The 13653-nt window shown below is 70.0% G+C and carries 10 protein-coding genes; 8 read left to right on the top strand and 2 right to left on the bottom strand.

The features are described 5' to 3' along the window. The first annotated feature begins 468 nt into the window (after positions 1 to 468). Both CCN39_RS07865 and CCN39_RS07860 read left to right on the top strand, forming a co-directional pair. Positions 469 to 1266, top strand: coding sequence for an alpha/beta fold hydrolase (locus tag CCN39_RS07865; protein ID WP_086839847.1), 798 nt, complete (start codon positions 469 to 471; stop codon positions 1264 to 1266). Continuing rightward, positions 1263 to 2021 carry an SDR family oxidoreductase gene (locus CCN39_RS07860; RefSeq protein WP_086839845.1) on the top strand — a complete coding sequence of 253 codons (759 nt, stop codon included), beginning with the start codon at positions 1263 to 1265 and terminating at the stop codon, positions 2019 to 2021. The genes CCN39_RS07865 and CCN39_RS07860 overlap by 4 nt, the downstream gene beginning before the upstream one ends. Here the strand turns inward: CCN39_RS07860 and CCN39_RS07855 are convergent. Next, a complete protein-coding gene (locus CCN39_RS07855; RefSeq protein ID WP_086839843.1) occupies positions 2006 to 3547 on the bottom strand; it encodes an IS1634 family transposase in 1542 nt (513 codons plus the stop codon). The genes CCN39_RS07860 and CCN39_RS07855 overlap by 16 nt on opposite strands. A gap of 153 nt (positions 3548 to 3700) precedes the next feature. On the opposite strand from CCN39_RS07855, the gene CCN39_RS07850 reads away from it, so the two are divergent. From CCN39_RS07850 to CCN39_RS07830, 5 genes are all read left to right on the top strand, one after another. Then, positions 3701 to 6298: a bifunctional FO biosynthesis protein CofGH gene (locus CCN39_RS07850; RefSeq protein ID WP_167455006.1), complete on the top strand. Its 2598-nt coding sequence runs from the start codon at positions 3701 to 3703 to the stop codon at positions 6296 to 6298. 121 nt (positions 6299 to 6419) lie between these two features. Further along, a complete protein-coding gene (locus CCN39_RS07845; RefSeq protein WP_244210661.1) occupies positions 6420 to 6875 on the top strand; it encodes a DUF4232 domain-containing protein in 456 nt (151 codons plus the stop codon). A gap of 90 nt (positions 6876 to 6965) precedes the next feature. Beyond that, positions 6966 to 7820 carry a HalD/BesD family halogenase gene (locus CCN39_RS07840; protein WP_086839837.1) on the top strand — a complete coding sequence of 285 codons (855 nt, stop codon included), beginning with the start codon at positions 6966 to 6968 and terminating at the stop codon, positions 7818 to 7820. 16 nt (positions 7821 to 7836) lie between these two features. Next, positions 7837 to 8616, top strand: coding sequence for a class I SAM-dependent methyltransferase (locus tag CCN39_RS07835; RefSeq protein WP_086839835.1), 780 nt, complete (start codon positions 7837 to 7839; stop codon positions 8614 to 8616). After that, entirely contained in the window at positions 8591 to 10372 is a 1782-nt protein-coding gene (locus CCN39_RS07830; RefSeq protein ID WP_244210660.1) for a choline/carnitine O-acyltransferase, read from the top strand. Before CCN39_RS07835 ends, CCN39_RS07830 begins: the two co-directional genes overlap by 26 nt. Positions 10373 to 10440: 68 nt before the next feature. Here CCN39_RS07830 and CCN39_RS07825 read toward each other — a convergent pair whose 3' ends face one another. Next, a complete protein-coding gene (locus CCN39_RS07825) occupies positions 10441 to 11223 on the bottom strand; it encodes a class I SAM-dependent methyltransferase (RefSeq protein ID WP_086839831.1) in 783 nt (260 codons plus the stop codon). A gap of 198 nt (positions 11224 to 11421) precedes the next feature. Between CCN39_RS07825 and CCN39_RS07820 the strand changes: the two genes are divergently transcribed. After that, on the top strand, positions 11422 to 13653 hold the full coding sequence (locus CCN39_RS07820) for a discoidin domain-containing protein (RefSeq protein WP_086839829.1): 2232 nt from the start codon (positions 11422 to 11424) through the stop codon (positions 13651 to 13653).

Raw genomic sequence — 13653 nt, 5'->3', positions numbered from 1 at the left:
GATCAAACTCTCCAACAATGAACAGTTTAATCGAGGCAATTTAATGCTCTCAAAGGAACCTCATACGAGGTTCAATACATAAGCTCTACTGGCTTAGTTCACTAGCACACTGTTGAGTTCTCAAGCAACACACCCCGAACAACTCTAGACCCAAGGCCCAGCGTCACCCGAAGCGGGTTATTCCTAGCAGTTTTTGGTGGGACACCCACTCAATCGCGATCCGCGAGAGCTTGGTTCGTGTCTCCGTGTCGGCCGGGTTTCCCTGGCGACGAAGAGAACATTACACGCCCGAAAACGGCCCGAAACAGGGGGGTCGGTTAACAAGATCAGCGCAGGTCAGACCCCATGACGAAGCCCGCCTGCGGCCCAGTCTGCCCCGAACCGGCGCCGAGCGCCACCGAAAGAATATTGCTCCGACTACATTGCACCGTATTGCTCCGAAGCAAAGCTCCGCTTAGCGTCGGTCGCATGAACCTCGCGTACGACGACCTCGGGAGCGGTCGGCCCGTCCTGCTCGTCCACGGCCACCCCTTCGACCGCTCGATGTGGCGGCCCCAGGCCGAGCACCTCACCAAGAACGGCTACCGGGTCATCACCCCCGACCTCCGCGGGTACGGGCAGTCACAGCCCCAAAAGCAGACCCAAGTGCAGACGAAGACCGGCCTCGACGTCTTCGCGGCAGACCTCATCGCCCTGGCCGACCACCTGCACCTGGACCGGTTCGTCCTCGGCGGCCTCTCCATGGGCGGCCAGATCGTCATGCAGCTGGTCGAAGACCACCCCGACCGTGTCGAGGCCCTCGTCCTCGCCGACACCTTCGCCGGCCTCGACACCCCGCAGGCGAAGCAAGCCCGCTACGACACCGCCGACCGCATCACCGAAGAAGGCATGGAGCGCTACGCCGAGGAGCTCCTCCCCAAGATGATCTCGAAGCACACCCGCGCGACCAGGCCGGACGTCGAAGAGCACGTCCGCACGATGATGCGCAACGCCCCCAAGGAAGGAGCGGCCGCCGCGCTCAGGGGACGCGCCGAGCGTCCCGACTACACACCGGGGCTGGCGAAGATCGCCGTCCCGACCCTGGTCGTCGTCGGCAGCGAGGACGAGTTCACCCCGGTCGGCGACGCCGAGCTCATCCACCGGGCAATCAGTACTTCGGCCCTGGTGGTGATCGAGGGCGCGGGCCACCTGCCTAACCTGGAGCGCGAGACCGAGTTCGACGACGCCCTCAGCACGTTCCTGACCAGTAGCGGAGCCACCCCATGACCCAGCAGACCGTGTTCGTGACCGGCGCGAGTGCCGGCTTCGGTGACGCCATCGCCCGCCGGTTCGTCGCCGAGGGCGCCCGCGTGATCGCCGTCGCCCGCAGCGCGGACAAGCTCGAGAAGCTGGCCGGCGAGCTCGGCGACGCCGTCCTGCCGATCACCCTCGACGTCAGCGACCCGGGCAAGGTCAAGACGACCGTCGAAAGCCTCCCGCAGAACTGGCGAGAGGTGGACGTCCTGGTCAACAACGCCGGCCTGGCGAAGGGCCTCGAGCCCGCGCACAAGGCCGACCTCCAGGACTGGGACGAGATGATCGCGACCAACGTCCGCGGCCTCGCGCACGTCACCCGCGCGCTGCTGCCGGGCATGGTCGAGCGCGGCCGCGGCCACGTGCTCAACATCGGCTCGATCGCCGGCACCTACCCCTACCCCGGTGGCAACGTCTACGGCGCGACCAAGGCGTTCGTCCACCAGTTCAGCCTCAACCTGCGCAGCGACCTGCACGGCACCGGCGTGCGCGTCACCAACATCGAGCCCGGCATGGTCGGCGGCACGGACTTCTCGAAGGTCCGCTTCGACGGCGACCAGGCCAAGGCCGACAAGGTCTACGAAGGCACGACGCCGCTGACGGCGGAGGACGTCGCCGAGTCCGTCTACTGGGCCGCGTCCCAACCGGCGCACGTGAACATCAACGTCATCGAGCTGATGCCGGTGGTGCAGAGCTTCTCCGCGCTGCAGATCTACCGGGAGTCCTGAAACAGGGAGAACAACGCCTGCTGCGCCGGGTCCAGCCCGGTCAGCAGGCGCTTCGTCCGCGGCCGCCCGCCGGTGGACGGGTACGTCAGGACCAGCTCGCCGATGCCCGCGAGCTGGTCCAGCAGCTCCCGGACCGACAGGTTCATGCCCGCCCGGTCCGCCTCGCGCCGCATCAGGTGGGTCACCGTCGCCGCGAGCACCGAGACCAGGCCGTGGGCCGCGATCCGCTGCCGCGTCCACTCCCAGCGCGGGGTCGGGCCGGTGACGGCGGGCCCGGTCAGCCAGCGGAACGTCGATTCGAGGTGGGTGCGGGCACGGTAGGCGGTCACCACCTCGGCGACCGGCCAGTCCCGGTCGGTGACCAGCACCTGCTTGCCGAAGAACTCCTCGTCCAGCCGGGCCAGCGCGGCAGCGTCGATCCGGCGTTCCACCCGGATCTCGCCGGGCCGGTTCCCGCTCAGGACCGCGGTGAGCACGCGCTCGATGCGCCGGCCGCGGGTCACCCGGCCGATCTCGGCGTGGACCTGGGCGCGGTCGCCACGGTGGGTGCCCGCCGCGAGGGCCTCCGCGAGGCCGTCGAGCTCGCGGGTCGCGGTGGCCAGCTCGTCGGCGAACGCGCGGGACTGCGCCGCGTGCAGGGTCGCCGAGTGGGTCAGGATCACCCGCCGCCGGACGCCGTCGACGACCGCGTGCGTGTCGAGGGCCGTGAGGCCGGCGAACCGCTCGGGGTCGACGCGCTTGCGGGCGGACGCGGGCTGGGTCAGCAGCTCCGGGTGGTCGGTCAGCGGCAGTGATCCGACGAAGCCGCTGCGCGAGCCGAGGTCGAGCTGGGCCGCCTGGCCCGCGTGGAAGACGAGCGTCGCCGGGCCCAGCTCCGAAGTCAGCGAAGCGAACGTCGGCGCCGTGCCGTCGTCACGCCGGTAGAGCCGCGACGCCAGCGGGATCGCGCCGTCGCGGGTGACCCGCAGGCCGGCTCCGGCCAGCACGCCCCGGCAGGCCGAAGGCAGCGTGCAGTCCGCCGGGGCGAAGGCGGCGAACTGCGGGACGTCGACGGCGAGCGCGGCGTGGTCGTCCACCGCCTCCAAGACGGCGGAAGCGACCGTCTCCTCGATGCCCGCGATGCGCTCCGGCGTGAGGCGTTCCAGCGCCCGCCACAGGCCATCCACTGTGGACAACCGGGGCCGGACGACGTCCGCGGCCGAGGCCCACCACGCACCGATCGGCGTCTCCGGAGCGGTCGCTCGGTGCAGCACCGCGACGGCGAGCGTCAGCCCCAGCGGCGGCTTCGCGCGCACGACGTCGTCGACGCGGGCGACGAAGTCGAGCCGGGACAGCGTCGCCCACACCGCGGCAACGTCGCCGTACGTCCGGTACGACGCCGAGGCGGGTTCGCCGCCCGGGACGGCGCGGGCGATCTCGTCGGCCGTGCCGAGGTAACGCTGGGTCACCACCCGCGGTTTGCCGTCCACGCGAGCGGACTCCGCCAGGTAGTAGTACGTCCGTCCGCCGATCTTCTTGCCGACCACCGATGCCACCCTTTAGGTAATACACGCCGGCGCGCTGATCGACAACCACGCGAACCCGCTGACCTGCGGCGACGATCACCCGCATCACGCAGGCGAGAGAGGTGTGGAACACACACTGGCTGGTCCCGCGAGGACGGTCCTAGCGTGGGTGGAATGGGACCCGAACCCGACGCCACCACCCCGACCGCCTCCGCGATGCGCCGCGCGCTCGCCCGGGCGCGTGACGGGAAGACACTCGACGTAGCCGAAGCGAGCGTCCTGCTGCACGCGCGCGGTGACGACCTCACCAAGCTGTCCGAGTACGCCTCGCGCATCCGCGACGCGGGCCTGGCCGAGGCCGGCCGCGCGGGCATCATCACCTACAGCCGCAAGGTGTTCATCCCGCTGACCCGGCTGTGCCGCGACCGCTGCGGCTACTGCACCTTCGTCACCGTGCCCGGCCGGCTCGAATCGCCGTTCCTGTCCCCCGACGAGGTCCTCGACATCGCCCGCAAGGGTGCCGAAATGGGCTGCAAGGAAGCCCTCTTCACGCTCGGCGACCGGCCTGAGGACCGCTGGAAGGCCGCCCGCGACTGGCTGGACGCGCACGGCTACGACGACACGCTCTCCTACGTCCGCGCGATGGCGATCCGCGTCCTGGAAGAGACCGGCCTGCTGCCGCACCTCAACCCGGGCGTGCTGACCTGGCAGGACTTCCAGCGGCTCAAGCCGGTCGCGCCGTCGATGGGCATGATGCTGGAGACGACCGCGACCCGGCTGTGGAGCGAGAAGGGCGGGCCGCACTACGGCTCCCCGGACAAGGATCCGGCGGTGCGGCTGCGGGTGCTCGAAGACGCCGGGCGCAGCTCGGTCCCCTTCACCACCGGTGTGCTGATCGGCATCGGCGAGACGTTCGAGGAGCGCGCGGACGCGCTGTTCGAGATCCGCAAGGTCGCCAAGACCTACGGCGGCATCCAGGAAGTCATCGTGCAGAACTTCCGGGCCAAGCCGGACACGAAGATGCGCGCGACGCCGGACGCCGACCTCGAGGAACTCGCCGCGAACATCGCCGTGGCGCGCCTGGTGCTCGGCCCGAAGATGCGCATCCAGGCGCCGCCGAACCTGATCGGCAACCAGTACGACCTGATGATCCGCGCGGGCATCGACGACTGGGGCGGCGTCTCGCCGCTGACCCCGGACCACGTCAACCCGGAACGCGCGTGGCCGCAGATCGACGAGCTCGCCCGCCGCACCGAGAAGGCCGGCTTCGAGCTCAAGGAACGGCTCACCATCTACCCGGAGTACGTCAAGGCCGGCGAGCCGTGGCTGGACCCGCGGATCACGCGGCACGTCGCCGCGCTCGTCGACTACGACACCGGGATGGCCCGCGAGGGCGCGATGCCGGTCGGCATCCCGTGGCAGGAGCCGGACGGCGGCTGGCAGGAGTCCGGCCGCACCGACCTGCACACCGAGATCGACACGAGCGGCCGCACCGAGGACCGCCGCAGCGACTTCGACTCGGTGTACGGGGACTGGAAGGAGATCGGCGACCGGATCAAGACCGGGCCGCAGAGGTTCGACACGGACATCCTGGAAGCGTTGCGCAGCGCGGAAAAGGATCCGGCCGGGCTCTCCGACGACGCCGCGCTCGCCCTGCTGCACGCCGACGGCAAGGAGCTGGACGCGTTCACCCGGATCGCCGACGACCTGCGGCGCGAGACGGTCGGCGACGACGTCACCTTCGTCGTCACGCGGAACATCAACTTCACCAACGTCTGCTACACGGGTTGCCGCTTCTGCGCCTTCGCGCAGCGTCGCACCGACGCCGACGCGTACACGCTGTCGCTGGAGCAGGTCGGCGACCGCGTCGACGAGGCGTGGGCCGCGGGCGCGACCGAGATCTGCATGCAGGGCGGCATCCACCCCGACCTGCCGGGCACCGCGTACTTCGACCTCGCGGCCGAGGTCAAGCGCCGTCAGCCGGAGATCCACCTGCACTCCTACAGCCCGATGGAGGTCGTGAACGGCGCTTCGCGGACCAATCTCTCGCTGAAGGACTGGCTGATCAAGGCCAAGGAGTCCGGCGTGGACTCGCTGCCGGGGACGGCGGCGGAGATCCTCGACGACGACGTCCGCTGGGTGCTCACCAAGGGCAAGCTGCCGACGTCGGAGTGGATCAAGGTCGTCACCACCGCGCACGAGGTCGGGCTGCCGACGACGTCCACGATGATGTATGGCCACGTCGACACGCCGGCGCACTGGGTCGCGCACCTGAAGCTGCTGGCCCGGTTGCAGCGCGAAGGCCTGGAGAAGCACGGGCGGCGCGGGTTCAGCGAGTTCGTGCTGCTGCCGTTCATCCACCAGAGCTCGCCGATCTACCTCGCCGGCCTCGCCCGCCCGGGCGCGACGCAGAACGAGAACCGCGCGGTGCACGCGCTGGCCCGGCTGCTGCTGCACGGCATGATCGACAACATCCAGAGCTCCTGGGTGAAGCTGGGCACCGAGGGCAGCCGCGCGGTGCTGCAGGGCGGCGTCAACGACATCGGCGGGACGCTGATGGAGGAGACGATCAGCCGGATGGCCGGTGCGTCGCACGGGTCGTACAAGACGATCAGCGACATGCGCGCGATGGTCGAACCGCTGGGCCGCCCGCTGGTCCAGCGCACGACGGGCTACGGACGGCCCTCGGCCGAGCGGCTCGCCGCGGCGGCGGCTTCGGACGGCGTCGCGACGCAGGTGCGCAAGCCGCTCCTGCCGCTGCTGACCCCGTGAGGTGGGGCGGGCGCCGCGTGACCGGCGCCCGCTACCCTTCACCCGCATGGGGGTTTCTCGCTTTGCTCCGTTTCTTGTCGTAGCGCTTCTCGCTGGTTGCAGCACTCCGCCGCCGGCGCCGGTGCCGACACCCACGACGACACCGAGCCCGACGTACGGGCCGCCGCCGTCGACCGGTCTGTCGCTTTCGGTCGGTCAGGTCGAAGCCGGGCTGGGGCACCGCGCGAGCGTCCTGACGCTGACCAACCTGGACACCGTCCCGCGCAAGGTCACCGGCTACCCGGACCTGAAGGTCCTCGCGGGCGACGGCTCGTCGCTCGACGTCAAGGTCGAACACGGCACGTCCTACTTCGCGCGCGACCTGGGGCCACAGGACCTGACCGTCAAACCGGGCGAGAAGGTCGTGGCCGTGCTCGCCTGGTCGGCCACCGTCACGAGTGGCGACAAGCGCAGCGGCGCCGCGATTTCCGTGGTCCCCACCCCGGGCGAACCCGAGCAGAAACAGCCGCTCGACACCGACCTGGGCACCACGGACACCGTCACGGTCAGTTCGTGGGCCACCGGGATCGGCAACTGACGACCCTGTGTCACCGCTCACAAACCGACGGTTGACCAGCGGGCTTCTGTGCTAACTCTGTTCCTTCACCCGCCGGAAGGGACCTCGACGATGAGCACCTCCGTAGCGCCACTGGAAATGGTCGACACCGACCGCTACCCGCTCACCGAACCGGACAGCCCTGCCTGGCGGGAGATCGTCGGCCGCACCCGCGCGGAGCTGGCCGACGCCGGCTGCAGCGTGCTCGCCGACTTCGTCCGCCCCGAACTGCGCGGCGTGCTGCGCGCCGAGTGCGCCACGCTCGAACCGCACGCCTACACGAAGATCGAACAGGTCAACGCCTACAACACCGCAATCGACGAGCCGCTGCCCGACGACCACCCCGGCCGGACGATCATGGAACGCGGCAACGCCTTCGTCGCGCGCGACCGCATCCCGGGGTCGGCGATCATCAGCCGGCTCTACACCAGCCCGGTGTTCCGGCGGTTCGTCGCGGACTGCTTCGGCCTGCCGGAACTGCACGAACTCGCCGACCCGCTGTCCGGGCTGACGCTCAACGTGATCGCGCCCGGCCGCGCGCACCCGTGGCACTTCGACACGAACACCCACACCGTCAGCATGCTGACGCAGGCCGCGGCCGACGGCGGCACCTTCGAGTACTGCCCGAACATCCGGTCCGCCGCCGACGAGAACTTCCCCGCCGTGCGCTCGGTGCTGGCCGGCGACACCCGGCTGGTCCGGCGCCTGGACCTGCGCCCGGGTGATCTCCAGCTGTTCAAAGGACGCTTCGCGCTGCACCGGGTGAGTACCGTGGAGGGCGCGATCGCGCGCCACTCCGCGATCTTCGCCTACAGCGAGCGTCCGGGCGTGATCGGCAGCGCGGAGCGGACGCGACAGCTGTTCGGCCGCGTCCTGCCCGCGCACCTGGCCGGACGCGCTGTCCGCGGCGACGAACTGCTCGACTAGATCAGGAGCCTGGCCCGTGCCTTTCGACTCGACCGGCAAGATCTCGTTCGACCACATCTACACCGCGCCCGACCCGCGGCCGTTCTTCGGCACGCTGCAGCGCGTCGGCTACCACATCCCGCAGCTGGCGAAGCCGTACTTCGCTCAGCTGATCGCCGAGCACCCCGCCGAGCGGCCGACCGTGCTCGACGTCGGCTGCTCGTACGGCGTCAACGCGGCCCTGCAGCGCTGCGGAACGACGATGGACGAGTTGTACGCCCACTACACGGATCCGGCCGTGCGCGCGCTGGACCACGCGGCGCTGGTCGAGGCGGACCGGAAGCGCGTCCGCCCCGGCGGCCCGAAGTTCTACGGCCTGGACAGCTCGGCCCCGGCGCTCGAGTACGCGCTTTCCGCCGGGTTCCTCGACGAAGCGATCCACGCCGACCTCGAGCGCGACGACCCGGACAGCACCCAGCAGAAGCTCCTGGACGACGTCGACCTCGTGATCTCGACCGGCTGCGTCGGGTACGTCACCGAGAAGACCCTCAACCGGGTCGCGCGCGGCGCCCGGCCGTGGATGGCGCACTTCGTGCTGCGGATGTTCTCCTACGAGCCGATCGCCGAGAGCCTCGCCGAGCTGGGGTACGAGACGGCGAGCGTCGAAGGCGTCTTCCGGCAGCGGCAGTTCGCCTCCGCCGAGGAGCAGGCGCAGATCCTCGACACGCTGAGCGCGGCCGGGGTCGACCCCACCGGACTGGAGTCCGACGGGTGGCTCTACGCGCAGCTGTATGTTTCCCGTCCTGCAGAAGCTTGAGACCCCCCGACTCAGAAGGACGACCGTGAGCAGTCCGGAATGGTCCACCCGCACCTTCGGCAACGAGGACCGGCTCCCCCGCGTCCCCGTCCCCACGCTGGAGGACAGTTGCCGCCGTTTCCTCGAGTGGTGTGCCCCGCTGCTGACGCCCGACGAGCTGGCGGAGACCGAGGCGGCCGTCGCGGAGTTCCTCGCGGGTCCCGGTCCGGAGCTGCAGGCCCGGCTCGAGGAGTACGACCGCTCGCCCGGCGTGCGCAGCTGGCTCGACACGTTCTGGCCGTACCGCTACCTCGGCCGCCGCGACCGGATCGCGCTCAACGCCAACTTCTTCTTCCTGTTCCAGGACTCCCCGCTCGGCCAGGTGGAGCGCGCGGCCGAGCTGACCGCGTCCGCCGTGGACTACAAGCTGAAGCTCGACGACGAACTCGTGCCGCCGGTGCTCCTGCGCGGCACGCCGCAGTCGATGGTGCAGCACAAGTACCTGTTCTCGGCGACCCGGATCCCGGGCGAGCTGCTCGACACCGCGCGCACGCGGTACCCCTCGCCCGAGCGGCACATCGTCGTGTTCTCGAAGGGCACGCCGTTCCGGATGGACGTCCTCGCCGAGGACGGGCGCCCGTACTCGGCGGCGCAGCTGGCCGACGGGCTGCGCGCGATCCTCAAGGACGGCCACGTCACCGACGTCCCGGCCGGCGCCTTCACCACGAAGGCGCGCGCGGAGTGGGCCGCTTCGCGAGCCGCGCTTCTCGAAGCGGGCAACGCCGCCGCGCTGGAAACCATCGAGACCGCGTTGTTCTGCCTGTGCCTGGACGACTTCACGCCGTCGGACGCCCTGGAAGCGGGTGACCAGCTGCTGTACGCCGACAACCGCTGGTACGACAAGGCGGTGTCGCTGATCGTGTTCGAAGACGGCACCGCGGGGATCAACGTCGAGCACTGCGAACTCGATGGCACGACGATCCTCGGCTTCACCGACGCGTTGCTGAGCGGTTCACGCGAGGAGCGCGAGCCTGCTTCGGGTGTGCCCGGCTACGAAGTCGTCGAATTCGCGTTGACCGACGCCCTGCGCGAAGACGCGCGCGCCGCCCGAGAGGCTTTCCGGGCGTACGCGGACGCGACGGCGACGCAGACGGTGTCGTTCGACTTCGGGGCGAACCGCGCGAAGGAGCTGGGGATGTCCCCGGACGCCTTCGCGCAGATGTCGTACCAGCTCGCGCACCGCCGCGCGAAGGGCCTGACCGGCGCGACGTACGAATCGATCGCGACGCGGCAGTTCCAGAACGGCCGGACCGAGGCCATGCGGGTGGTCACGCCCGAGGTCGTGCGCTTCGCCGACGTCATGACCTCCGACGCTTCCGCGGAAGAGAAGCGCGAAGCGTTCCGGGCCGCGGCGGCGAAACACGTGGCACGGGCGAAGGAGTGCCAGGCCGGGGACGCGCCGGAGCAGCACCTGTGGGAGCTGCAGCTGATCGCGAAACGCCGTGGGGAAGCGACGGACCTGCCGCTGTATTCCTCGCCGGGCTGGCTGAAATCGCGCGACGACTACCTGAGCACCAGCTCGGCGCCGTCGGTCAACATCCAGTACTTCGGCTTCGGCTCGACCAGCCCGCAGTGCATCGGCATCGCGTACGTGCTGCTGCCGGATCGGTGGAACATCTACCTGAGCACGCCGAAGCACGTCTCGGCGGAGATGTACCGCTTCGCCGACGAACTCGCGGTCGCGGTGCGGGAGCTGCAGGAGCTACTGGCCGAGTAGGCGCCGCAGCCAGGTCGGCCGGGCGGCGACCGCCGCCCGGCCGATGGCCGCGTCGAAGGGCGGCGGAGTCACGCCGTCGGGTCCGAGACCACCAGTACCAGCGAGCCCTCGAACGACGGCTGCTCCCGAAGCTTGCCGTAGCGGCGTTCCCACGTGCCGTCGTCGAGGTCGTGCTGGAGTTCGGCGGCGAAGCGGTGGTGCACGCGGTCGTCGACGAAGCTCCACGCCGAGCAGGACAGCCGCGCGCCCGGGTCCAGCAAGCGTTCCGGGCGGGCGTAGTACGCCTCGTTGAAGCCGTCCGTGCAGTCGATCGGGATCGGCACGCCGATGATCGACGTGTGGCCGCCGAGGCCGTCGGCGATGTCGTCGACCGAGGGGTAGCGCCGGGCCTCGGTCTCGATCACCTCGGGCGCGTAGTCGAGCAGCCAGAAGCGGCGCAGCAGATCCGGGTCGCAGGTCAGGATGGCGATCGGGCCGCGGGTGACGCGGCGCATCTCCTTGAGGCCGGCCCACAGGTCGTTCCACTGGTGCACGCTGAACGTGCTCATCGCGCCCTCGAACGCCCGGTCCGGGAACGGCAGCTTCTCGGCGACGGCGTCGACCGCCGGCGGCAGGCCCGCCGGGCGTTGCGCGCGCATGGACGCCGACGGCTCGACAGCGGTCACTTCGCGGTCTTCGGGTTCGTACGCGCCGGCGCCCGCGCCGACGTTCAGCACGGTCCGCGCATCCCCCAGCGCGTCGAGGATGTACCGGCCGATCCGGGGATCCGGCTTGCGGTAGTCGGTGTAGACACCGCCGATCGCGCCGTAGTCGGCGTCCCCGGCGCTCCCGTCCGCACGTCGCTGGCTCATGACTGAAAACTATCAGCGCGGGCCACCGGCGACGGCGTTGCTCCGCGGGGCGTAAGCGGACGTCGGTCATGCGGCCCAGTCGTCAATTCCTGTCGCAAACTTGCGTAAGTTCGTCCGACTATTGCGATTTCTTGTCCGGGATTCGTATGATCCCGATCACAGAGGTCCCCACCAGCTGCGGAAAGGCCAGTGCCGCCCATGTCTCCCAGCTCTGTCTTCAGCGCGCCCAAGTTCCGGTTCGGCGCCCTTGCGGCCGCGGTGATCGCCGCCGCCGGCGTCACCATCGCCGCGGTTCCGGCCGGTGCGCTCGCCGCGGGCCGCGGCGCCACCGTTCCCTTCCTGGAACAGGAAGCGGAAAACGCCGCGACGAACGGCTCGGTCATCGGCCCGAACCGCGCCGCGGGCACCCTCGCCGGCGAAGCCTCCGGCCGGAAGGCGGTGACGCTCTCCGGCCAGGGCCAGTACGTCGAATTCACCCTGACCGCACCGGCGAACTCGATCGACTTCCGGTACAGCGTCCCGGATTCCGTCGACGGCACGCTTTCGCTGTACGTCGGCGGCGCCCACCACCGGGACATCGCCCTGACGTCGAAGTGGGCCTGGTACTACGGCTCGTACCCGTTCACCAACAACCCGGGTGACGGGCACGCGCACCACTTCTACGACGAGACCCGCGCGCTGCTCGGCACGTCCTACCCGGCCGGGACGAAGATCAGGCTGCAGGTCGACGCGGGCGACGTCACCCCGGTCACCGTCGATCTCGCCGACTTCGAGCAGGTCGGCCCGGCCGCCGCACGTCCCGCGAACTCCGTGTCCGTCACCGACTTCGGCGCCACCGCGGGGGACACGAGTGACGACGCGGGCGCGTTCGACTCCGCGGTCGCGGCCGCGCGCAGCCAGGGCAAGGAAGTCTGGATCCCGGCCGGCACCTTCACCCTCGGCCACCACGTCACCGTCGACCAGGTGACGATCCGCGGCGCCGGGCCCTGGTACTCGGTGCTCACCGGCCCGCGGGCCGGGATCTTCGGCAAGGGCGAACCGGCGAGCTGCGGAACGCCGACGTACCCCGGGAACCCCGCCGTGCCCGGGGTCAGCAGCGCGGTGAAGCTCTACGACTTCGCGATCATCGGCCAGGTCGACGCGCGGGTCGACTGCGACCAGTCGAACGCCATCGGCGGCGCGCTGGGCGGCGGCTCGGTCGTGCAGAACCTGTGGCTGCAGCACACGAAGGTCGGGCTGTGGCTCGACGGGCCGTTCGACGGACTCACCGTGTCCGGCAACCGGATCCTCGACCAGACCGCGGACGGGCTGAACCTGCACCAGGGCGTCAGCAACGTGACCGTGACGAACAACTTCCTGCGCAACACCGGCGACGACGGCCTGGCCATGTGGTCCGAGCACGACGCCGACCACCACAACACGTTCTCGTTCAACACCGTGCTGCTGCCGATCCTCGCCAACAACATCGCGGTCTACGGCGGGCACGACAACACGGTGTCCGACAACGTCGTGGCCGACAACCAGGACCAGGGTGGCGGCCTGCACATCGCCAACCGGTTCAGCGCGATGCCGCTGTCGGGCACCACGACGGTCGCGCGCAACACCGCGATCCGCACCGGTGTGCTCGACTCGAACTGGCAGTTCGGTGTCGGCGCGCTGTGGTTCGACGGGCGCGACTCGGCCATCACCGGCCGGATCGACGTCACGGACAACGACCTGCTGGACAACAACTACGAGGCGATCCAGTTCATCGACGGCGCCACCACGGACGTGCACTTCGACGGTGTCCGGATCACCGGCGCCGGGACGTTCGCCTGGCAGCTGCAGGCGAAGCCGTCGGGGTCGGTGAAGAACGTCGTCGCGACCGGGATCGGCCGCGCGGGGGTCTACAACTGCATGGGGCCCGACGCGATGACCGGCCTGGCCGACCAGGGCGGCAACTCCGGCTGGTCGACGACGTACTGCGGCCCGTGGCCGGCGCCGGTGTACGGCTCGGACAACGGCGGCACGACGACTCCGCCCACCACCACGCCGACCCAGCCGGGCGGGAACCTGGCGCTGCACAAGAACGTCAGCGCGTCCGGATCGCAGGGTGGTTTCCCCCCGGGCAACGCCGTCGACGGCAACACGAACTCCTACTGGGAGAGCACGAACAACGCGTTCCCGCAGTCGTTCACCGTCGACTTCGGCAGCACGGTGACCGTCTCCCGGCTGGTGCTGAAGCTGCCGCCGTCCTGGGGCGCGCGAACCCAGACGATCGCGGTCGACGGCGTCAAGGCCGCGACGACTTACCCGTTCGAGCCCGCGTCCGGCAACACGACGACCGTGACCTTCCCGGCGGCGTCGGTGCGCACCCTGCGGCTGACTTTCACCGGCAACACCGGCTGGCCCGCCGGTCAGCTGTCCGAACTCGAAGCCTATTCGTCCTGA

Source organism: Amycolatopsis kentuckyensis, from assembly GCF_002155975.1.
Lineage (GTDB): Bacteria > Actinomycetota > Actinomycetes > Mycobacteriales > Pseudonocardiaceae > Amycolatopsis > Amycolatopsis kentuckyensis.
The sequence above is the reverse complement of the archived record's forward strand: the minus strand, read 5'-3'. Positions and strand labels throughout refer to the sequence as shown.